General features: G+C 66.4%; 16 protein-coding genes. 3 read left to right on the top strand and 13 right to left on the bottom strand.

Annotated elements, in window-relative coordinates; all coding sequences use genetic code 11:
* Positions 1-6: 6 nt before the first annotated feature.
* The 8 genes from mraY to WFL22_RS05325 form a co-directional block, all read right to left on the bottom strand.
* Positions 7-1092: a phospho-N-acetylmuramoyl-pentapeptide-transferase gene (gene mraY / locus WFL22_RS05290; protein ID WP_336650792.1), complete on the bottom strand. Its 1086-nt coding sequence runs from the start codon at positions 1090-1092 to the stop codon at positions 7-9.
* A complete protein-coding gene (locus WFL22_RS05295) occupies positions 1089-2507 on the bottom strand; it encodes a UDP-N-acetylmuramoyl-tripeptide--D-alanyl-D-alanine ligase (protein WP_336991758.1) in 1419 nt (472 codons plus the stop codon). Before WFL22_RS05295 ends, mraY begins: the two co-directional genes overlap by 4 nt.
* Positions 2504-4042 carry a Mur ligase family protein gene (locus WFL22_RS05300; protein WP_336991759.1) on the bottom strand — a complete coding sequence of 513 codons (1539 nt, stop codon included), beginning with the start codon at positions 4040-4042 and terminating at the stop codon, positions 2504-2506. Before WFL22_RS05300 ends, WFL22_RS05295 begins: the two co-directional genes overlap by 4 nt.
* Positions 4043-4086: 44 nt before the next feature.
* Positions 4087-5886 carry a peptidoglycan D,D-transpeptidase FtsI family protein gene (locus tag WFL22_RS05305; protein ID WP_336991761.1) on the bottom strand — a complete coding sequence of 600 codons (1800 nt, stop codon included), beginning with the start codon at positions 5884-5886 and terminating at the stop codon, positions 4087-4089.
* A 39-nt stretch (positions 5887-5925) separates the two neighbouring features.
* Positions 5926-6552, bottom strand: coding sequence for a hypothetical protein (locus tag WFL22_RS05310; RefSeq protein WP_336991762.1), 627 nt, complete (start codon positions 6550-6552; stop codon positions 5926-5928).
* Positions 6549-7544 carry a 16S rRNA (cytosine(1402)-N(4))-methyltransferase RsmH gene (rsmH, locus tag WFL22_RS05315; RefSeq protein ID WP_336991764.1) on the bottom strand — a complete coding sequence of 332 codons (996 nt, stop codon included), beginning with the start codon at positions 7542-7544 and terminating at the stop codon, positions 6549-6551. The genes WFL22_RS05310 and rsmH overlap by 4 nt, the downstream gene beginning before the upstream one ends.
* 12 nt (positions 7545-7556) lie before the next feature.
* On the bottom strand, positions 7557-7988 hold the full coding sequence (gene mraZ, locus WFL22_RS05320; RefSeq protein ID WP_336991765.1) for a division/cell wall cluster transcriptional repressor MraZ: 432 nt from the start codon (positions 7986-7988) through the stop codon (positions 7557-7559).
* Between the two features lie 369 nt (positions 7989-8357).
* A complete protein-coding gene (locus WFL22_RS05325; RefSeq protein ID WP_336650785.1) occupies positions 8358-8747 on the bottom strand; it encodes a DUF3040 domain-containing protein in 390 nt (129 codons plus the stop codon).
* A 73-nt stretch (positions 8748-8820) separates the two neighbouring features.
* On the opposite strand from WFL22_RS05325, the gene WFL22_RS05330 reads away from it, so the two are divergent.
* Complete coding sequence (locus WFL22_RS05330; RefSeq protein WP_336991767.1) at positions 8821-9921, top strand: polyprenyl synthetase family protein; 1101 nt, start codon at positions 8821-8823, stop codon at positions 9919-9921.
* 59 nt (positions 9922-9980) lie between these two features.
* Here WFL22_RS05330 and WFL22_RS05335 read toward each other — a convergent pair whose 3' ends face one another.
* Complete coding sequence (locus tag WFL22_RS05335) at positions 9981-10328, bottom strand: Rv2175c family DNA-binding protein (protein WP_336650783.1); 348 nt, start codon at positions 10326-10328, stop codon at positions 9981-9983.
* A gap of 94 nt (positions 10329-10422) precedes the next feature.
* Here WFL22_RS05335 and pknB point away from each other — a divergent pair, with 94 nt between their 5' ends.
* A complete protein-coding gene (pknB, locus tag WFL22_RS05340) occupies positions 10423-12360 on the top strand; it encodes a Stk1 family PASTA domain-containing Ser/Thr kinase (RefSeq protein ID WP_336991768.1) in 1938 nt (645 codons plus the stop codon).
* A gap of 159 nt (positions 12361-12519) precedes the next feature.
* Here pknB and WFL22_RS05345 read toward each other — a convergent pair whose 3' ends face one another.
* Both WFL22_RS05345 and WFL22_RS05350 read right to left on the bottom strand, forming a co-directional pair.
* Positions 12520-13881, bottom strand: a complete 1362-nt coding sequence (locus WFL22_RS05345; protein ID WP_336650781.1) for a class II 3-deoxy-7-phosphoheptulonate synthase — start codon at positions 13879-13881, stop codon at positions 12520-12522.
* 95 nt (positions 13882-13976) lie between these two features.
* The gene (locus WFL22_RS05350; RefSeq protein WP_336650780.1) at positions 13977-14648 is read right to left on the bottom strand and encodes a lysophospholipid acyltransferase family protein; all 672 of its coding nucleotides are present in this window, start codon (positions 14646-14648) and stop codon (positions 13977-13979) included.
* A gap of 116 nt (positions 14649-14764) precedes the next feature.
* Between WFL22_RS05350 and WFL22_RS05355 the strand changes: the two genes are divergently transcribed.
* Complete coding sequence (locus tag WFL22_RS05355) at positions 14765-16615, top strand: AMP-dependent synthetase/ligase (RefSeq protein WP_336991769.1); 1851 nt, start codon at positions 14765-14767, stop codon at positions 16613-16615.
* A 115-nt stretch (positions 16616-16730) separates the two neighbouring features.
* On the opposite strand, the gene def is transcribed toward WFL22_RS05355, so the two are convergent.
* Entirely contained in the window at positions 16731-17222 is a 492-nt protein-coding gene (def, locus tag WFL22_RS05360; RefSeq protein WP_336650778.1) for a peptide deformylase, read from the bottom strand.
* Between the two features lie 132 nt (positions 17223-17354).
* Complete coding sequence (locus WFL22_RS05365; protein WP_336991771.1) at positions 17355-20753, bottom strand: pyruvate carboxylase; 3399 nt, start codon at positions 20751-20753, stop codon at positions 17355-17357.
* Positions 20754-20803 lie beyond the last annotated feature (50 nt).

Consider the following 20803-nt stretch of genomic DNA (forward strand, 5'->3'; position numbering starts at 1 on the left):
TCCCGGTCACTGCTGCAGCAACCATTCGCCGTAGAACGCGCCGACGGCCGACACCGCGAACAGGCCAGCAACGATCCAGAAGCGCACCACAACGGTCACCTCGGCCCAGCCCTTCAACTCGAAGTGATGGTGGATCGGACTCATCAGGAAGATGCGCCGACCCTTCGTCACCTTGAAGTAGAGGCGCTGCAGAATCACCGAGCCTGTTTCAATGATGAACAGGCCGCCCACGAGCACGAGCAGCAGCTCAGTGCGGGTGAGGATCGCGAGAGCCGCGATCGCGCCGCCGATGGCCATCGAACCCGTGTCGCCCATGAACACCTTCGCGGGGTTCGTGTTCCACCACAGGAAGCCCGCGAGACCGCCCAGGAACGCCGCCGCGATCACCGCAAGGTCCATCGGATCCCTGGTGCCGTAGCAGCCAAGCTCTCCGCCTGTCGCCGCGCAGCCCTGCGCGCCCTGCCAGAACCCGATCACGAGGTAGGCGCCGAAGGCGAAGATCGCCGCTCCAGCGGCGAGCCCGTCGAGCCCGTCGGTGACATTGACCGCATTGGTGGTGGCGGTGACGATCACCATGATCCAGATGATGAACAGCACCGTGCCCGCAACCGCACCGAACATCAGGAAATCGAATGAGGTATCGCGGAACAGCGAAATGTGGGTCGAAATCGGTGTCACACCGGCGTCGTTCGCGAACTGCAACCCCAACAGGGCGAACGCGATCGCGATGGCGACCTGACCTGCGATCTTCGCCCAACCGTTCAATCCGGCCGAGTGCTGCAAACGGGCCTTCATGAAGTCGTCGATGAAGCCCACGAGGCCGGCTCCGACAGCCATCAGAATCACCAGCAAGGCAGAGGGCGACGGCGTCTCCCCCATCACGAACTTGCCCACGAAGTAGGCGATCACGGAGCCGGACAGGAAGATGAGGCCACCCATCGTGGGCGTGCCCCGCTTCACCTCGTGTTCCTTCGGCCCGTCGACCCGGATCGGCTGACCCCAGCGCAAACGGTTGAAGCCGCGCACGAACAGCGGTGTGAGCAGCAGCGAGTACAGCAGCGAGAAACCGCCCGCGATCAGCAGCGCAATCATGCGTGGGCCTCCCCCAGGCGGTCGCCGAGGCTTTGCAGCCCCGCCGAGTTCGACGACTTCACGAGCACGGTGTCACCCGGCTGAAGCGTGCGCTCCAGGTAGTCGTAGGCCTCATCCTGGGTCTCGAAGAACACGCTCTCGCCATCCCACGAACCCTCATTGATCGCACTGATGTGGAGGTGACGCGCCTCCGCGCCCACCACCACAAGCTCGGAGATACGCAGCCGCACAGCCTGCAGGCCGATGCGGATGTGCTCCTCGATCGAATACTCGCCGAGTTCGCTCATCGCCCCGAGCACGGCGACCGAACGCCCGTCCGGCTTGCGGATCTGGGCGAGAGTGCGCAGCGCGGCGCTCATGGAATCCGGGCTGGCGTTGTAGGCATCGTTGACGATCGTGATGCCGTCGCGACCGCCGAGCACCTGCATCCGGCCGGGCGCGGCCAGGGTCGCGGCCTCCAGCGTCTCGACAATGTCGACAAGCGGCAGACCCAGCTCAAGGCCCACAGCCGCCGCAGCAAGAGCGTTCATGACGTGGTGCTCGCCGAGCACTCGGAAGTGCACCGGCGACTGCGCTGACTCACCACTCGGGAGCGTCGCGTGCAGCGTGAAGCGGGTGCCCTCGGCTGAGGAGTCGACGTCGCTCGCGCGCACATCGGCCTCCGGGTGCAGACCGAACCACCGCACCCGGGCACGGGTGAGGTCTGCCATCTTCGCGACCCGGGGATCGTCTCGGTTGAGCACCGCAACCGCGGTGTCGGGCAGATCGCGCACCATCTCGCTCTTCGTGCGGAAGGTGGTTTCGATGCCGCCGAACTCGCCTGCGTGCGCGAGACCCACCGAGAGCACCACACCGATGTGCGGCGGGGCCATCGCCGTCAGCCTGGCGATCTCGCCCTCGGCGCTTGCGCCCATCTCGGCGACCAGCGTGCGGGTGGTGTCGTCGACGCGCAGCATCGTGAGCGGCCCGCCGACCTCGTTGTTGAACGATTTCTCCGAAGCCACAGTCGGCCCAAGCCGCTTCGCCATCTCGGCGACGAGGTTCTTGGTCGTGGTCTTGCCGTTGGATCCGGTGATCCCCACGATGGTGAGATCACCGCGCTCGCGCATCCGACGCACCACCTCGGTCGCGAGCGCACCGAGCGCGTCAGTCGCGTCGGCGACCACGATCTGCGGCACCGGCTCGTCGAGCTGCCGCTCCACCACCAGCAGCGCGGCACCGGCGGCAACGGCCTTTCCCGCGAAGAGGTGTCCGTCGGTCTCCTCGCCGCGACGAGCGAAGAAGATCTGCCCGGGGCGCACCTCTCGCGAGTCAGTCTGCGATTCTCCCGTCACCACAGTCAGCGGGTCGGCCCCGTTTGCAACGAGCCGCCCAGCCGTCGCTCGCGCAACCTCGTCAAGCGTCAGTTCAATCACGGAAGCAATCCTGCCTCGCGGAGCGCACCGCGTACCTCATCACGCGCCGAGTACGGCAGATGCTGACCGGCGACTTCCTGGTAGTCCTCGTGTCCGGGACCGGCATACAGGATAACGTCACCGGCTCCGGCGAGCGAAATGGCGAGCCGGATCGCGGCGCGGGGGTCGCCCTCCTCGATGATCTCGGCGTGGTTCGCAGAGCGGGCCCCCGCGATGAGTTGCGCGCGGATCGCCTCCGGCGGCTCGGAACGGGGGTGGTAATCGCAGACGATCACGGTGTCTGATCCTGCCGCCGCGATCCGACCCATCTCCTCGCGCTTGGTGGTATCTCGATCGCCATCAGCACCGAACAGGAAGATGATCTTGCCAGGCGCAACCTCCCCGAGCGCGTCGAGCATCGCTTCGAACGCCCCAGGAGTGTGCCCATAGTCGACGTAGAAGCGAGGGCCATCGGCCCCTTCGGCCGACATCAGCTCGAGCCTGCCAGGAATATAGACGGGAATCCGACCGGCGTTCAGGCCGGCCTCGACCTGCGCGAGCGGCACACCGGCCTCGTGCAGCATGATCAGCGCCAGCGCCGCGTTCTCGGCCATGAACCTGCCGAACAAGGGCACACTGCCCCGGAAATGCGCGCCCTCCGGGCCCTGAAGCACGAAAGAGACCCCGTCGATGGTCTGCCTGGTGATCGCGAGATGCCAGTCGGCGTCCTGACCATACTCGGTGGCGAGCCTGGTGACCGGGATGCGCGACTCGCGCGCGATCCGCTGCCCATGCGGCGAGTCGACCACCACCACACCGCGCTCAGCATGCTCGGGTGCGAACAGTGCGAGCTTCGCAGCGAAATAGCTCTCCATATCGCCGAAATCATCGAGATGATCCTGCGAGAAGTTGTTGAACGCCACAACGTCGAAACGCACACCGTCGATGCGGTGCCGCTCCACAGCGTGCGCCGACACCTCAAGTGCAACGCCGTCAACGCCGCGCTCGCCCATCCGGGCCAGCAGGGCGTGCAGCTCGGGCGCCTCTGGGCTGGTGAGATCTGAAACAATCACCTCGTCGCCGATGCGACGCTCCGCAGTCGAGCTGAGGCCCGGGGTGAAACCTGCCGCGCGCAATAGCTCGGCGAGCAGGTAGACCACGCTCGTCTTGCCGTTGGTGCCAGTGATCCCGAAGACCTTCGCAGCGAAATCGGCGGTGCCGTACACGCTCGCAGCAACCTCCCCGAGGATCTCACGCGGATTCTGCTCTGCGATGAGGATCGGCAGTGTCGAGCCGGCCTCGCCGGCAATCCGCGCCCCCTCCGCATCGGTGAGCAGAGCCACCGCACCCGCGGCTTCGGCCTGCGTCGCGAACTCGGCACCGTGCCTGCGGGCCCCGGGCAGAGCCGCGTAGAGGTCGCCAGGCCGCACGTCCCTCGAGTCGAGGGTGACACCGGTAACGGCGAGGCCGGCGGTGTCGCCTGCGATTTCGAGAGCGAAGCGCACCGCCAGCTCGCCGAGCCGGACGGGTGCGGGATGCTGCGGTCGGATGCTCATGGCATCTCCGGTACTCACTGCGTTGGCCTCCTGCGGGGGTCTGGTCAGTACTCCGTGGGGAGCGGTTCGAACGTTCCTGTGGAGGGCGGGATACGGAAGGTGCGGATCGTCGCCTCTGCCACCTCCCGGAACGCAGTGACGGCAGCGGTGCCGCCGTCACCCGCCGTCGGGAATGCTATCGATGCTACCGCGACGTAGCGAGGATCGTCGGCGGGGAAGATGCCGGCGAAGGAGTTCACGTAGCTGCCGCTGCGGTAGCGGCCGGTCTCCGGGTCCACCTGCTCCGCAGTGCCGGTCTTGCCCGCGATCCGGTAGCCGGGGATGTCGATGATGTTCTTGTACCAGCCCTGCGTCACGACGGTCTCGAGCATCTGCATGACCTGATCCGACGTCTCCTCAGAGACGGCCCGCTGTGGCTCGCCATGGTCGAGTTCAGTGCGCTTGCCTGCGGCATCGGTGCAGCCGCGCACCAAGCCCGGCGGAATGCGCACCCCACCGTTCGCGATCGTCTGATACACGCCCGCGGTCTGCACGATCGTGGCCGACAGCGCCTGCCCGAACGAGGTGTTATAGGAAGTTTGGCGATCCCACTCATCTGGTGGGTACAGAAGACCGGAATCCTCAACGGGCATCCCAGCATGGGTGCCGACCCCAACGCCAAAGCGCTGCAGGTAGTCGTAGCGAGTCTCGGCGGGCAGCAGATTACCGAGGGTCGCAGTGCCCACGTTCGACGACTGGGTCAGAATGCCAGTGAGCGTCCACTGCTTCGGCTCGTGCCGGAAGGAGTCGCCGAATCGCACACCAGGCTCGGGCTCCAGATAATCGGGGGTGAGGTTGCGGGTCGCCGGCGTCGCGACGCCCTGGTCGATGAGCGCCGAAGCCGTGATGGTCTTGAAGGTCGAACCGGGTTCGAAGGGCGAGGTGAAGGATCGGGCCTCGCGTTTGGCGGGGTCAGAGGCGTCCACGTCGTTCGGGTCGACGGAACCGTCCTCGGCGACGGCCACCAGCTCACCGGTTTTGACGTCCATGACCACGAGCATTCCCCACGCAGACGCGGTGCGCTGCACCTGAGCGTTGATGGCCTGCTGCGCCTCCCACTGCAGGTCGAGGTCGATGGAGAGGTCGACTGTGCCGCCGTCGACTGCCTTCTCGGTGACGACGACGCTACCTGGCAGCGCGACACCGTCGGCTCCGCGCTCATAGGTCTCCTGGCCGTCGACTCCGGTGAGGCACTCGTTCTGCGAGAGCTCGACGCCCGAGAGCGGCACACCCTCGAAGCCGTTGAATCCGATCAGGTTGCCGGCGACGGCACCGTTCGGGTAATCGCGAGTGTGGTGCTGGTCAAAGGTGAGCCAGGGTATCTGCAGCTTCTTGAGCTTGTTCAGCGTCGGCAGGTCGACGCCGCGCTTCACGTAGGCGAAGTCGGATTTGGGGTTCTCCGCGAGCGCATCGTCGACGATCTTCTGGATCTCCTCCGCCGACTGCCCGGTGAGCGCCCCGATCTCGGCGAAGGCCTCTTTCGCCGTCACCGTAACGGTGCCGATACCGCGCTCGAAATCGGGCCTCGGAAACTTGCCGCCGTTGAGCGTGGTGTTCTTCGGAGAAAGCTGCACGTCATAGCGCTCATCGGTCGTGGCGAGCACCTCGCCGTTGCGATCGACGATGTCGCCACGCACGCTCGAGATCTTCACGGGCACCGCTCGTTTGTCCCGGGCGTCCTCGTTCAAGGCAGCGGCCGACACCATCTGCACGTCGACGAGACGCACGAGGAAGATGAGGGCCGCGATCACGACGATCGCGAGTGCGATGGTGCGCCGCAGCGCGGCTGTGCGGAGTGGTCGCATGTTCCGTCACCTCTCGTGCGCAGTGCTCCGGGAGCCCGCTCAGCGGGTCTCCGGAGCGGGCAGCTTGCCCTTCCAACGTACCGGCGGCTCCATGGATTGCTCCTGTGCGCCACCGACGGCGTCGCGCGGCACGAGCAAGCCCTCGGCGTCGACGACGGGCATGGATTCGAGTGTGGAGTTGGGCACGAGATTGCCCCGCACCTCAGACGTGGGTGAGTCGAGCGCACCGAGCACGGCACCGTCGCTGAGTCGCAGGGTGGCGGGCCTCGCGTTCTGCACCATGCCGAGCGCAGCAGCGTTCTCGGCAAGGTTCTGCGGCGAGGAGAGCTTGTCGACGTTCTGGGAGAGCACCCGCTCCACCCGGGAGAGATCCCGCTGCTCGATTTCGAGCGCCCGCGCCTCGTAGGCACCCTGGGAGATCGCGATGCTCAGACCCAACTGTGTTGCGAGGATCACGAGGATCACGCCGACCGCGACCAGGCCGCCGATGAGCGGGCTCGCGGCACGCCGCCTGGCCGACTGCGGGGCTTCGGCGATGCGCAGATGGCGTTCGCCAGTGCCCGGCCGAGCCGGGGCGGTCGCCGGAGCACTGGTCCGCAGGGCACCGCCTGCCAGGTCACCGCCTGCGGGAGCGGTGTCGAATCGGATCGGAACCGTGCTGTTCATCGCACCTCCCTCGTGCGCTCGGCGGCTCGCAGCCGTACCGGAATGGCCCGCGGGTTGCGGGCGCGTTCTGCGTCGTCGGCGAGTTCCGCACCGCGGGTGAGGAGGCGGAACTCGGGCCGGTGCTCGGGCAGTTCGACGGGCAACCCTGGTGGGGCCGTCGACTTGCTGCGCTTCGTGAGTTCGCGCTTCACGAGGCGGTCTTCGAGCGACTGGTAGGACATGACCACTGCACGCCCACCCAGAGCGATGAGGTCGAGGGCTGCGGGGATCGCGCGTTCGAGCACCGCAAGTTCGCCGTTCACCTCGATGCGCAACGCTTGGAAGACGCGCTTGGCCGGGTGCCGCTGATCCCGCACCGCAGCAGGCGTGGCCTGTTGCAGCACGTCGACGAGCTGGCCGCTGCGCTCGATAGGCGCCTCGGCCCGTGCGGCGATTATCGCACGGGCGTAGCGGGCGGCAAGTGGCTCTTCGCCGTAGCGTTCGAAGATTGCCCGCAGACGCCCTTCGGGGGCGGTGGCGATCACCTCGGCGGCGGTCTCGCCGCGACTCTGGTCCATACGCATGTCAAGCGGGGCGTCCTGCGCATAGGCGAAGCCGCGGTCAGCCTCATCGAGTTGCAGCGAGGAGACGCCGAGATCGAAGAGCACGCCGTCGATGCGGTCGTATCCTGCGTCGCGCACGGCCTGCCCGATCTCGTCGTAGACGGCGTGCACGCGCACGATGCGATCGCCAAATCGTTCGAGCCTGCGACCGGCGAGCCCGAGGGCTTCGGTGTCGCGGTCGAGTCCGATGACGGTGAGGCCCGGGTGAGCCTCCAGCATGGCTTCGGTGTGGCCGCCCATGCCGAGGGTCGCGTCGACGGCTACTGCGCCAGGCTTGTCGAGAGCGGGCGCGAGCAGCTCGAGGCAGCGCTCGAGCAGCACAGGTACGTGCAGTTCGCTGGCATCGCGCTCGTCGCTGGCGTCGCGCTCGGGAGTGTGATGTTGGATCATGATGCGTCCGGGCTAGAACATGCCCGGGATCACCTCCTCCTCGATGTCGGAGAACGCCGACTCCTGCTCGGTCAGGTAGCGCTGCCAGGCCTCGGCATCCCAGATCTCGGCACGACTGCCGGCTCCGATCACCGCAAGCTCGCGGTCGAGGCCTGCATATTCGCGCAGGGCCTGCGGAATCGTGACACGGCTCTGCTTGTCAGGGGTCTCGGGGTGGGCACCCGAGAGAAATACGCGCAGGTAGTCCCGCGCCTGCTTCGAGGTAACGGGGGCCTGGCGGATGCGTTCGTGCATCTCGGTGAACTCGCCCTCGCTGAAGACATAGAGGCAGCGCTCCTGACCGCGGGTGATGACCAGGCCGTCGGCGAGCTCATCGCGGAACTTGGCGGGCAGAATCAGGCGGCCCTTCTCGTCGAGGCGGGGCGTGAAGGTACCGAGGAACACGGACGCCCCCTTTCACCATCTCGACTGTGGAATCCCACACTACTCCACTTTCCTCCACTTCACTGCTCTTTCTCTCCACTTGACCCCCACGCTCTCCCCCGGACGCTCAACTCCGTTGATATTCCGGCGGTTATGCCGACACCCCTAAGCGCGGAGACGCTACCCCTGCACCCACCCAAACCGCCGAAGACAGCGCTCAGCAGCGCCAAATCCCTGCCCGCTCAGGCAGAAGTGGAGCAAAGTGGAGGCGAGTGAGCGAGGCAGCAGTCAGCAGGCAGCGCAGCACTACAGCGCTACCGCAGCACGCCGAGTGCGGGCATGCAAAAGGCCGCGGTCGAAACCGCGGCCTGTGACGATGCGAGATGCGCTTTAGCGTTCGCCTTCCATGCGTTCATCCCAGCGTCGCTCCATGCGCTCACTGAACGACTCGCGCGATGACGCCCGGGCACCCGAGGCATCACCTGGCTTGCCGAGCGAGGCCCCGTCGTTCGCATCAGCGGAGGAACCGCGAGCGAACATGAGCATCACACCGCCGAGCATTGCAGCAAAGCCGATGAGGCCGAGCCAAAGCTGCTGCGCAGCGACTCCCCCGACCAACACGCCCAAGCCGACGAGCACCACGACGATGCCGAGCACGAGGGACCGGTAGTTCAAGCGGCGGCGCGCTCCGGGAACGGTCTGCAGCACGTCGGCTTCGCTCTGATAGAAGCTGCGCTCCATCTCGTCGAGCAGCCGCTGTTCATGTTCTGACAGCGCCATGACGATCCCTCCCGCACTTGAATGATCCGTTGTGCACAGTCTACTGTCTTCGGTGCGCGGCTAGGCTAGTCGCGTGCAAGAAACGACACGACTCGCAGGGCTTATTCAGGAGCGGATCAACGACACGCTGGCCCGCCATCGCACCGCTCTCGAACCCCTCGGGGCTGACGCTGAACCCCTGCTCGACGAAGCCTTCGGTTTTCTCTCTGGCGGGAAGCGCTTCCGCGCCCAGTTCGCGGTGCTCGGCTACCGCGCGATCCGCCCCCTCGAACTATCTTCAGAAGTCGACACCGAGTTTGGGGCCGTGCTCGACGCGGCGTGCGCCCTCGAGCTCTTCCATGCGGCGGCCCTGATCCACGACGATGTCATCGATCGCTCGGACACGCGCCGCGGCCGCCCCGCAACGCACCGCCTGTTCGCGGCGATGCATCAGCAGCGCGGATGGCGCGGCTCGGCCGAGCACTTCGGCCTCGCGGGCGCGATCCTGCTCGGCGATCTGCTGCAGTCTTGGGCCGACGAACTCATGCAGGCCGCGGGCGACGCGCTGCCCGACCGCGATGCCGCACAACGGGCGCGCAGGCACTTCAACCGTATGCGCAGCGAGGTCGCCACGGGTCAGTATCTCGACGTCCTCGAGGAGCAGCATGCCGAGTTCGCCGCGCACGAGGAACAGCTCGAGCGTTCCACACGGGTGCTCGTTTACAAGTCGGCGAAGTACAGCGTCGAGGCTCCGCTGCTCATCGGGGCGGCGCTCGCCGGGGCGAGCGAGCAGCATGAGCAGGCACTGTCTGACTTCGGTCTGCCGGTGGGCGTGGCCTTCCAGCTGCGGGATGATCTGCTCGGCGTGTTCGGCGATGAAGAGCTGACAGGCAAACCCATCGGCGATGACCTCAGCGAGGGCAAGCGCACCGTGCTCGTCACGCTCGCTCGCGAAAAGCTGCCGACCACGCAGCGACGCATCTTCGACGACATGCTCGGCAGCGAGCTCGACAGCCTGCAGGTTGCCATGCTGCAGCGCACGATTCGCGAGAGCGGGGCTATCGAGCAGATCGAGGAGATGATCACACTCAACCTCGACCGCGCCACGACAGCGCTGCAGCGCGCGCAGATCAGGCCGGATGCGGCGCAGTTGCTGCTCAGCCTGTCGGAACGCGCCGCCCGCCGAGCGTTCTAACGCGCGACTCGCTTCCCCCGGCTGCGGGGCTCAGCTCGGCCGACAGGCCGGTTGCAGGGCTAGAAGGCGAGCGACTGTGTTGCGCGACGCACCGCACTCTTGCGTCCGGCGCGCAGCGAGTCGATCGGCCGCTCCCCCAACTCCTCATTGGGCGAGAGCAGCCACGCCACCATTTCCTCGTTCGAGAAGCCCGCGTCGAGCAGCACCAGGATCGTGCCGCGCAGCGGAGGCAGCGGGGCCCCGTCTTGCACGAACTCCGCTGGCACGCTCAGCACACCGTCGACGCGCACGGCGGCGAGGTAGTGATCTTCGATGAGTCGGTGGATCTTGCCTGGTGCGAGGTTGAAGATCTCGACGAGATCCGGCATCGTCAGGAACGGCGTTTCTGGTGCAATGTTCTGGGCCACACTGCAACTCTGCCAGCGTCCTCAGCGGATCGCAATCCGCGGCCGCGCGGCGCGCATCCCACGAGCGCGCATCCTTCTTCCGTAGAATCTCGACGTGACCTCTGTGCCTGTCGACCCGCTGATCGGGCAAACGCTCGACGGACGATACGTGATCCGCTCGCGCATCGCCCGCGGTGGAATGGCAATGGTGTACCTCGCGAACGATCTGCGGCTTGAGCGCCGGGTCGCGGTGAAGGTCATGCACGAGCATCTCGCCGAAGACGAGAACTTCACGCGACGCTTCGAGCAGGAGGCGCGCAGCGCCGCGGGTCTTTCCCATCCGAATCTGGTGAACGTCTTCGATCAGGGGCACGATCTCGGTCGCACGTATCTCGTGATGGAGTATTTGCCGAGCATTACGCTGCGCGAGCTACTGAAGCAGCAGAAGCGACTCACGGCGGAGCAGTCGCTTGAGATCGGCGGGGCTGTGCTCTCGGGTCTCGCGGCAGCGCACCAGGCCGGAATCGTGCACCGTGACCTCAAGCCCGAGAATGTGCTGCTCGCCGATGACGGTCGTATCAAGCTGGGTGATTTCGGCCTTGCGCGCGCGGTCAGTGCGAACACCACGACCGGCCAGGCGCTGCTCGGCACGATCGCGTATCTCTCCCCCGAGCTGGTCACCCGCGGCATTGCCGATGCCCGCAGCGATCTGTACGCCTTCGGCATCATGCTGTACGAGATGCTCACCGGGTCGCAGCCGTTCACCGGCGAGCAGCCGATGCAGATCGCGTATCAGCACGCGCACTCCGAGGTGCCGGCCCCCTCACTGAAATCGAGCGAGGCATCGCCAGAGCTTGACGAGCTGGTGCGGTGGACCACGCAGCGCGACCCGGAGGATCGCCCGCGCGACGCTTCGGAAGCGCTCGCGTTCATGTCTGGGCTCACGTCGGGGCATGCTCCGTCGGGTGCGACCAGGGTGCTGCCCGCAGATCTCTCCGGGGGCACGCCGACGCCCTCCACTACAGTGCTCGACGGGGCGCAACGGCAGGCGCTCGCGGCTGGCCTCGACGACGCCGAAACCGGCAGCACTGGCTCACCGTCGACGCCGGCTTCGCCGATCGAACGTGCGGCGTCTGCCGCCGCCAAGCGCACGCGGAAGGGACGAATCGCCGCAGCGCTGCTGGTGCCGCTCATCGCACTGGCGGGCGGCACGGGCTGGTGGTTCGGTCAGGGCCCCGGGTCGCGGGTCACGGTTCCCGATGTTGCCGGGCAGGAGATCGCCGAGGCCCAGGGGGCACTGGAGGATCGCTCGCTGCTGGTGGAGATCATCGAATGCTCCAGCCTTGACGTGCCTGCCGGTTTGGCGGCGAGCACCGACCCGGAGTCGGGCTCGCGTCTCGACAGGGGCAGCACGGTGCGTCTGTGTCAGTCGAGCGGGCCGAAGCAGTTGCCAGTGCCGACGATCGCGGGATTGCCTCTTGAACAGGCGCAGCAGGCGATCAAGGGCGCGGGTTTCACCTTTGGTGAGGTGCGTGAAAAGCGTTTCGATGCGGCTGCCGCTGACACGGTGCTCGCAGCGCTCGGCGAAGATGGTGAGCCGCTCGCAGAGACGTACCCCGAGCGCGGCCGGGTCGACCTTGTCGTTTCGGCTGGCGCTATCCCCGATGTCGCCGGCCTCTCGATCGAGCAGGCCTCGCGCGCGCTGCGTGCGAGCGGGCTCACGGTCGACACCTCACTGAACGCCGAGGAGCACCACCCAGACATCGAAAAGGGACGTGTCATAGCGATGCTCCCCACCACTGATCCGGTGCGCCCGGGCGACTCGGTCGGCCTGACGGTGTCGCTCGGCCCGGAGCTGTTCGATATCCCAGATGTTTCGGGCATGGGCCTGCAGGAGGCGATGGATACTCTTGCCGCGGCGGGTTTCTCACCTACAACGCTTGTTCCAGACGCCCTGCGCGGCTTCGCAAAGGCCACCGGCACTGATCCGGCGGCGGGTGATCGGGTGCCTGCCGGCACGGAGATCCGCGTCAAAAGCACAATCTCGCTCTGAGCCGGGCCAGGGCCGCGGCCTCAAAGGCAGGGATGCGGAAGATGGCGGATCCGCATGTCTCGATGCGTTGCGGGTGCGCAGCGCCCCGAACACGAAGAACCCGGGGGCCATGCGGCCCCCGGGTTCTCGATACGCAGCCGAAGTTGCGGTGCGGTCAGATCAGAGCTGCTTCAATTCTTCAGCCACTTGGAAGGCGAGTTCGAGCGACTGGCGGTGGTTGAGGCGCGGATCACAAACCGACTCGTAGCGGGTGGCCAGTGCCTCCTCGTCGATGTTCTCGGAGCCGCCGAGGCACTCGGTCACGTCGTCGCCGGTGAGCTCGACGTGGATGCCGCCGGGGAAGGTGCCGACCTCGCGGTGGGCTTCGAAGAACCCGCGCAGCTCGTCCATGACGTCGTCGAAGCGGCGGGTCTTGTACCCCGTCGAGGAGGTGATGCCGTTGCCATGCATCGGGTCGGTAATCCACAGTGGGGTCGCGCCTGCGTCGCGCACCCCGGCGAGCAGGCCGGGCAGCACGTCGCGGATCTTGCCGGCGCCCATGCGGGTGATGAAGGTGAGTCGGCCGGGCTCGCGCTCGGGGTCGAGCTTGTCGATGAGGCGCAGCGCGTCGTCGACGGTGGCCGTCGGGCCGAGCTTCACTCCGATCGGGTTGCGCACGTGCGACAGGAATTCGACGTGGGCACCGTCGAGATCGCGGGTGCGCTCCCCGATCCAGAGCATGTGGCCGGAGGTGTCGTAGAGCTCTCCGGTGCGCGAGTCGACGCGGGTGAGGGGGCGCTCGTAGTCGAGCAGCAGCGCCTCATGGCTGACGTAGAACTCGGTCTGCTTGAGTTCGCTGTGGTCGACGCCGCAGGCATCCATGAATCGTACGGCGCGGTCGATTTCGGCGGCGAGCGATTCGTAGCGCTGGTTGGCAGGGTTCGAGACGAAGCCCTGGTTCCAGGCGTGCACCTGGCGCAGGTCGGCGAAGCCCCCCTGTGTGAAGGCGCGGATCAGGTTGAGTGTCGACGCGGAGACGTGGTAGCCCTGCACGAGCCGCGACGGGTCTGCGGTGCGCGATTCGGGGGTGAACTCGTAGCCGTTGACGAGGTCGCCGCGGAAGGCGGGCAGCGTGACGTCACCGCGGGTTTCGGAGTCGCTCGATCGGGGCTTCGCGAACTGGCCTGCCATGCGTCCCACCTTGATGACGGGCATCGAAGCGCCGTAGGTGAGCACGACTGCCATTTGCAGCAGGGTCTTGACCCTGTCGCGGATCTTGTCTGCGGTGGCCGCGACGAACGTTTCGGCGCAGTCGCCTCCCTGCAGCAGGAAGGCTTCGCCGCGCGCTGCGGCTGCGAGACGGGCGCGCAGCTGATCGGCTTCGCCTGCGAAGACGAGCGGGGGCTGAGCGGCGAGTTCTTCTGAGGCTGCCTGCACGGCGGCGGGATCCGGCCAGGTGGGCTGCTGCTTCGCCTCGAGCGCGCGATACGCGTCGAGCTCCGCGAAGGCGCGGGCGGCAGTATCGGTGGTGTGGCTCGTCATCTTCGATCCCTCGGTCGACAAACGGGTATGCTTGCGCGGCAGCTGGTGGCTGCAGCACTCTCAGCCTACTAGCGCGGAGGGGCGGATCTGGCCGTTCAGGGCTTGCGTACGCTGGAGGCGTAGACGTCGACGTACTGCTGACCGCTGAGGCGCTGAATTTCGAGCATGATCTCGTCGGTGACGCTGCGCAGCACGAAGCGGTCGGCGCTCATGCCCGAGAAGCGGCTGAAGTCGAGGGGTTTGCCGATCACCGTACCGATGCGGCGGATCTTCGGGAACTTCGCGCCGATCGGCATCGCCTTCTCGGTGTCGATCATCACTGCGGGCACGACAAGCGCACCCGATTCCAGCACGAGGCGGGCCACCCCGGTGCGACCCCGGTAAAGGCGCGCGTCAGGGCTGCGCGTGCCCTCGGGGTAGATGCCGAGCACGTCGCCTCGATCGAGCACGGCTAGACCGGTGTTGAGCGAGGCTTCGGAGGCTTTCCCGCCGGAGCGATCGATGGGGAGCTGTCCCACACCGAGCATGAAGTTCTTAACGAGCCAGCCCTTCAGACCTTTTCCGGTGAAGTAGTCGCTCTTAGCGAGGAAGTAGACCCGCCGATCGATCATGAGCGGCATGAAGAAGGAATCGATGACCGACAGGTGGTTTCCCACAATAATTACAGGCCCCGACGCCGGAATATTCTCGGCACCCTCTACCCACGGGCGGTACACCGTTTTCAGGAACGGCCCGATGATCAGGTTTTTAAAGATCCAATACAGCACAACCCGCAGCTTTCTCTCGACGTTGAACACAATAGCCGAGCCGGAGCGGCGCGGGGGTATGCATATAGGGTGAAACACGAGCAGATGCGGAACGCCCGCATCGCAGAGACCGATGCATGAGTGTCAAGGGAGCTGCCGTGAATCTGTCCGAGACCCCCATTCTCATCCCGCCCGTTCCGGATGACAACATCACCGACCTGCTCGAGCAGCGGGTAGAGGCCACACCCGATCGGCCGATCTTCGCCGTTCCTCAGGGCGAGGGCTGGCGCGATATCTCCGCGGCCGAATTCCGCGCTGAGGTAATCGCACTCGCGAAGGGCCTCGTCGCAGCAGGCATCGAGCCGGGCGACCGTATCGCGTTTATGTGCAAGACGAGCTACGAGTGGTCGCTCGTCGACTTCGCGATCCACTACGCAGGCGCGGTGATGGTGCCAATCTACGAGACCTCGTCGCCGCTGCAGATCCACTGGATTCTCGAGGATTCAGGCGCGCGCGCCATGATCTCCGCCACGACCGAGCTAGCGGAGCGCTTCGAGGAGATCAGCTCCGAGGCACCCGGCGTCGAGCTGCACTGGCGCTTCGACGAGGGTGCCCTTGAGACACTGCCGCGCAGCGGCACCGCTGTCGAAGACGCAGAAATCGAGCGCCGCCGCACCCTCGCGGTGGGTGCCGATATGGCCACCCTCATCTACACCTCGGGTTCGACCGGCCGCCCGAAGGGTTGCGTGCTCACGCACGCGAACTTCGTCGACCTCTCGCGCAACTCCGCTGCGGCGCTCTCAGAGGTGGTGCAGCAGCCGGGTGCGTCGACGCTGCTCTTCGTCACCCTTGCGCACGTCTTCGCTCGCTTCATCTCGGTGCTCGCGGTGCACGCCGGTGTGCGCGTAGGCCACCAGGCCGACACCACTCAGCTGCTGCCCGCGCTCGGATCGTTTCAGCCCACCTTCCTCCTCGCAGTGCCCCGCGTCTTCGAGAAGGTGTACAACTCGGCCGAGCAGAAGACCGAGGCCGAGGGCAAGGGCAAGATCTTCCGCGCAGCCGCGAAGGTTGCGGTCGAGCACTCGGAAGCGCTCGACGCAGGATCGGTGCCCTTCATGCTGGGGCTCAAGTTCAAGCTGTTCGACAAACTCGTCTACGCGAAGCTGCGGGAGCGCCTCGGCGGTCGCGTTAAGTACGCGATCTCAGGTTCGGCCCCGCTCAGCCACTACCTCGGGCATTTCTACCGCAGCCTCGGCGTGAAGATCCTCGAGGGGTATGGACTCACCGAGACCACAGCACCCGTCACCGTGAACCTGCCTGACAAGTTCAAGATCGGCACCGTGGGCCCGGCACTCCCCGGCCACACCGTGCGCATCGCCGAAGACGGCGAGATCGAGGTCAAGGGCATCGACGTGTTCAAGGAGTACTGGAACAACCCCGAGGCAACTCGCGAGGTCTTCACCGCGGACGGATTCTTCCGCACCGGCGATCTGGGCTCGCTCGACAGCGACGGCTATCTGTCGATCACCGGCCGCAAGAAGGAGATCATCGTCACCGCCGGCGGCAAGAATGTCGCCCCCGCCGTGCTTGAAGATCCGATCCGGTCGAACACGATCATCGGGCAGGTGGTGGTGGTCGGCGATCAGAAGCCCTTCATCTCGGCACTCGTCACGCTCGATCCTGAAATGCTGCCCGCCTGGCTGAACAACAACGGCGAAGATCCGAGCATGACCCTCGAGGAGGCAGCCCGGCATCCGAAGGTGCTCGCAGAGGTGCAGAGCGCCATCGATCGCGGCAACCAGCACGTCTCGCGGGCCGAGTCGATCCGCAAGTTCGTGATCCTGCCCACCGAATTCATCGAGGCGAACGGCCACCTCACCCCGAAGATGAGCATCAAGCGCGACAACATTCTGCGCGACTTCGCGGGCGAGATCGCGAAGCTCTACGGCGACAACCCGCAGACCGAGGCGCTGAGCACCCCACGCTGAGTCGCCTGGCAAGGTTTCGCCCCGCCCCGCACCCGAAGTTCATGGGCGGGGCGGGGCGAAGTCGTATCCGGCAGCGGTGTGCAGCAGTGCTGCAGCGGGGCAGAGGAGCGACGGATCAGAACCAGGCAGAGGTGCGGATCTGACGCATCGCTTCGCCGCGCGCCTCGCGGTCGAGCCTGTTGATGTAGAGCTTGCCGTCGAGGTGGTCGCACTCGTGCTGCAGCGCCTGTGCAAGAAGCCCTTCGCCCGAGATCACGATCTCCGCACCGTCGAGGTCGATCCCCCGCACCGTGGCACGCGGGTAGCGCACCACCTCGAACCAGAGGTCGGGAACCGAGAGACAGCCCTCCCCCGTGGGTACGGGCTCACCCTCGAGCGCCACGATCTCCGGGTTGAGCACGTAGCTGACCTTCCCGTCGATGTGCAGGCTGAACGCCCGCTGCGTGTGGCCGATCTGGGTGGCCGCGAGACCGGCCCTGCCGTCCATCTCGACGGTCTCGCAAAGGTCCACGACCAGCTGCCTTACACCGTCGTCGATCTCAGTGATCGGCTCGCACACGGTGCGCAGCACAGGGTCGCCGAACAGTCTGATTTCTCGAATCGCCATAGTGATCCAGCTTAGCCGAGGCTGCCCGGTGCGCACCGCGCAGCCTCGACCGTGCCAGCCGCCCGCGCACCCGCACCCCGCATTCCCGGGCCTCCACGCGCGCGAGCAGCCAGATGGTGAGCGCCCGTCGACTCAGCCGATAACGACGATGAGATCGCCGGCCTCGAGCGCGCGGGTGCCAGTGAAGACGACCCGCTCAACCGTGCCTGCAACGGAAGCGGTGATCGCGGCCTCCATCTTCATCGCCTCGATCGTGGCGACGGGCTGACCGGCCTCCACGCTCTCACCGGGGGTGACTTTGACGGTCACGGTGCCCGAGAAGGGTGCAGCGACATGGCCCGGCACCGTACGGTCGGCTTTCTCGGCCAGAGGCGCATCGACGGCAACGCTCTCGTCCTTAACGAAGACCTGCCGCAGCTGGCCATTCACCCGCACCATGACGGTGCGCACGCCCCGGTCGTCAGCCTCTCCGATGGCTTCGAGCCCCACGTAGAGACGCACGCCCTTGGCAAGGTCGATTGCGCGCTCTTCTCCGGCTTCGAGCCCATACAGATATTCGGGGGTATCGAGCACCGAGAGGTCGCCGAACTGCTCACGCGCGGCCTCGTACTGGCGAGTCGGCGCAGGGAAGAGCAGCCTGTTGAGGGTGGCGCGGCGCTCGGCGCTGGTGCCCGTGAGCAGTGCTTGATCCTCAGCACTGATCGGGGCCTGCCCGATGTCGATGCGGCGCCCCGCAAGCACCTTTGAACGGAATGGCTCGGGCCAACCTCCGGGAATCTCCCCCAGTTCGCCCGCGAGGAAGCCCACGACCGAGTCGGGAACATCGTAGCTCGCGGGATTTTGTTCGAAGTCGGCGGGATCGGCGTCGACAGCTGCAAGGTGCAGGGCGAGGTCGCCGACGACCTTCGAGGAGGGCGTCACCTTGGGAATACGACCGAGGATACGATCTGCCGCCGCATACATGTCTTCGATCTTCTCGAAGTTCTCGGCAAGGCCGAGGGCGATGGCCTGCTGCCGCAGGTTCGAGAGTTGCCCGCCTGGGATCTCGTGGGTGTACACCCGCCCTGTAGGTGAGGGCAGGCCTGATTCGAAGGGCTTGTAGAGGCTACGCACCGCATCCCAGTATGGCTCGAGTCCGAAGACCGCTTCGGCGTCGAGCCCGGTATCGCGCTCGGTGTTCGCGAGCGCTGCGACGAGCGCTGACAGCGATGGTTGACTCGTGGTGCCCGACATCGGCGCCGATGCCGCATCGACAGCGTCGACACCGGCATCGGAGGCTGCCAGCAGCGTGGCGAGCTGCCCACCGGGGGTGTCGTGCGTATGCAGGTGCACGGGCAGCGCGAAGCGCTCTCGTAGTGCCCGCACCAGCTTCGCAGCGGCGGCGGGCCGCAGCAGACCGGCCATGTCCTTGATAGCGAGCACGTGCGCGCCGGCCTCGACGATCTCTTCGGCGAGTCGGAGGTAGTAGTCGAGGGTGTATTTGTTCTCGGCGGGATCGAGCAGATTGCCCGTGTAGGCCATAGCCACCTCGGCGACGGCGGTGCCGGAATCGCGCACGGCGTCGATGGCGATTCGCATTTGATTGACGTCGTTGAGCGCGTCGAAGATGCGGAATACGTCGACGCCGGTAGCAGCCGCTTCGCGCACGAACGCTTGGGCCACCTGCTTCGGGTAGGGCGTGTAGCCCACCGTGTTCTGGCCGCGCAGCAGCATCTGGATGGGCACGTTCGGCAGCGCTTCGCGCAGCGCCGCGAGTCGCTCCCAGGGGTCTTCTCCCAAGAATCGCAGCGCCACGTCGTAGGTGGCACCGCCCCAGGCTTCGACCGACCACAGTTCGGGAGTGAGCCGTGCAACGTAGGGGGCGATGCGCACGAGATCGCGCGTGCGCACCCGCGTCGCCAGCAGCGACTGGTGGGCGTCACGGAAGGTGGTCTCGGTGACCGCGAGCGCGGTCTGCTCTCGCAGGCTCTTCGCGTAGCCCTCAGGGCCGAGCTCGAGGAGCCGCTGGCGGTACCCGGCAGGCGCCGGGCGGCTCAGATCGGCGGTTGGCACCTTCGCCGCCGGGTCGAACGCTCCGGGACGGGGGCCGTTCGGTTGGTTGACAGTAACGTTGGCAACGTGCTGCAGCAGACGGGTGGCGCGATCCTTCGGCTTGTTCATTTGCAGCAGCTCGGGCCGTTCCTCGATGAACGACGTCGCGATGTCGCCTGCCTTGAAGGCAGGGTCGGCGAGCACGGCCTGGAGGAAGGGGATGTTGGTGGCGACCCCGCGGATGCGGAACTCGGCAAGCGCGCGGCGAGCACGCACCACAGCATCGTCGAAGGTGCGCCCACGGCAGGTGAGCTTCGCGAGCATGGAGTCGAAGTGCGGGCTGATCTGCGCGCCGGCGTTGATCGTGCCGCCGTCGAGGCGCACACCGCCGCCGCCCGGCGAGCGGTAGGCGGTGATTCGGCCGAGGTCTGGGCGGAATCCGTTGGCCGGGTCCTCAGTGGTGATGCGGCACTGCAACGCGGCACCGCGCAGCTTGATGTCCTCCTGGCGAAGTTCGAGCTGTTCGAGCGTCTCGCCCGCCGCGATCCGCATCTGTGCGCGCACGAGATCGACGTCGGTGACTTCCTCGGTTACGGTGTGCTCGACCTGGATGCGGGGGTTCATCTCGATGAAGACGTGCTTCCCGGCACGCTCCCCCTCGGTGTCGAGCAAGAACTCGACGGTGCCGGCGTTCTCGTAGCCGATCGACTTCGCGAAGGCGATTGCGTCGCGGGTCAACGCATCGCGAATCGCGGGATCGAGGTTCGGTGCCGGCGCGATCTCCACGACCTTCTGGTGGCGGCGCTGCACCGAGCAATCGCGCTCATAGAGGTGCACCGTCGCGCCCGTCTTATCGGCGAGCACCTGCACTTCGATGTGACGAGGGCGCAGCACGGCCTGTTCGATAAACATCGTCGGATCGCCGAAAGCCGACTCTGCTTCGCGCATGGCGGCCTCAAGCGCGTCGCGCAGATCTTCTTCGCGTTCGACCCTTCGCATACCGCGCCCGCCACCGCCGGCGACGGCCTTCGCGAAGACGGGGAAGCCGATGTCGCGCGCGCCGGCGATCAGCGCGTCGATGTCTGTCGACGGCGGGGTCGACGCGAGCACGGGCACGCCGGCCGCGATCGCGTGCTCTTTCGCGGCGACCTTGTTGCCCGCCATTTCGAGTGCTTGCCGCCCCGGGCCGATGAAGCGGATCCCGGCAGCCTCGGCGGCTGCTGCAAGATCCGGGTTTTCAGAGAGGAATCCGTAGCCGGGGTAGATCGCGTCGGCGCCAGATTCTCTGGCGACACGCACGATCTCTGCTACGTCGAGGTAGGCGCGCACGGGGTGCCCGACCTCTCCGATCAGGTAAGCCTCGTCGGCTTTCAGGCGGTGCAGCGAGTTGCGATCCTCGTAGGGGAAGACTGCCACGGTGGAGGCGCCGAGCTCGTGCGCGGCCCGGAAGGCGCGGATCGCGATCTCGCCTCGATTGGCAACCAGAACTTTTGTGAACATGCGGAAGTACCCCTCTGTATCAAGCGTCTGCATCAAGCAACGTCGGTCGC

It is taken from the genome of Leucobacter sp. VD1 (assembly GCF_037150695.1).
Lineage (GTDB): Bacteria > Actinomycetota > Actinomycetes > Actinomycetales > Microbacteriaceae > Leucobacter.

What these genes read in the sequence shown, in the direction of transcription:
- WFL22_RS05365 (WP_336991771.1), bottom strand. Translation starts at nt 20,753, where the DNA reads ATGTTCACAAAAGTTCTGGTTGCCAATCGAGGCGAGATCGCGATCCGC.
- def (WP_336650778.1), bottom strand. Translation starts at nt 17,222, where the DNA reads ATGGCGATTCGAGAAATCAGACTGTTCGGCGACCCTGTGCTGCGCACC.
- mraY (WP_336650792.1), bottom strand. Translation starts at nt 1,092, where the DNA reads ATGATTGCGCTGCTGATCGCGGGCGGTTTCTCGCTGCTGTACTCGCTG.
- rsmH (WP_336991764.1), bottom strand. Translation starts at nt 7,544, where the DNA reads ATGATCCAACATCACACTCCCGAGCGCGACGCCAGCGACGAGCGCGAT.
- WFL22_RS05355 (WP_336991769.1), top strand. Translation starts at nt 14,765, where the DNA reads ATGAGTGTCAAGGGAGCTGCCGTGAATCTGTCCGAGACCCCCATTCTC.
- WFL22_RS05325 (WP_336650785.1), bottom strand. Translation starts at nt 8,747, where the DNA reads ATGGCGCTGTCAGAACATGAACAGCGGCTGCTCGACGAGATGGAGCGC.
- WFL22_RS05300 (WP_336991759.1), bottom strand. Translation starts at nt 4,042, where the DNA reads ATGAGCATCCGACCGCAGCATCCCGCACCCGTCCGGCTCGGCGAGCTG.
- WFL22_RS05345 (WP_336650781.1), bottom strand. Translation starts at nt 13,881, where the DNA reads ATGACGAGCCACACCACCGATACTGCCGCCCGCGCCTTCGCGGAGCTC.
- WFL22_RS05305 (WP_336991761.1), bottom strand. Translation starts at nt 5,886, where the DNA reads ATGCGACCACTCCGCACAGCCGCGCTGCGGCGCACCATCGCACTCGCG.
- WFL22_RS05310 (WP_336991762.1), bottom strand. Translation starts at nt 6,552, where the DNA reads ATGAACAGCACGGTTCCGATCCGATTCGACACCGCTCCCGCAGGCGGT.